1 rRNA gene is annotated in these 554 nt (G+C 53.8%); it reads right to left on the minus strand.

Annotated features, from left to right (window positions below):
* Nucleotides 1-554, minus strand: a 16S ribosomal RNA gene (locus CIK04_RS31275); the annotation flags it as partial.

The raw sequence follows: 554 nt of genomic DNA on the forward strand, positions 1-554 counted from the left end.
CCCTACTCGTAAGGGCCATGATGACTTGACGTCGTCCCCACCTTCCTCCGGTTTATCACCGGCAGTCTCCCTGGAGTTCCCGACATTACTCGCTGGCAAACAAGGATAAGGGTTGCGCTCGTTGCGGGACTTAACCCAACATTTCACAACACGAGCTGACGACAGCCATGCAGCACCTGTCTCAGAGTTCCCGAAGGCACTCCAGCGTCTCCGCTAGATTCTCTGGATGTCAAGAGTAGGTAAGGTTCTTCGCGTTGCATCGAATTAAACCACATGCTCCACCGCTTGTGCGGGCCCCCGTCAATTCATTTGAGTTTTAATCTTGCGACCGTACTCCCCAGGCGGTCTACTTAACGCGTTAGCTCCGAAAGCCACGGCTCAAGGCCACAACCTCCAAGTAGACATCGTTTACAGCGTGGACTACCAGGGTATCTAATCCTGTTTGCCTCCCCACGCTTTCGCATCTGAGTGTCAGTATCTGTCCAGGGGGCCGCCTTCGCCACCGGTATTCCTTCAGATCTCTACGCATTTCACCGCTACACCTGAAATTCTAC

The organism is Vibrio sp. 03_296 (genome assembly GCF_002265885.1).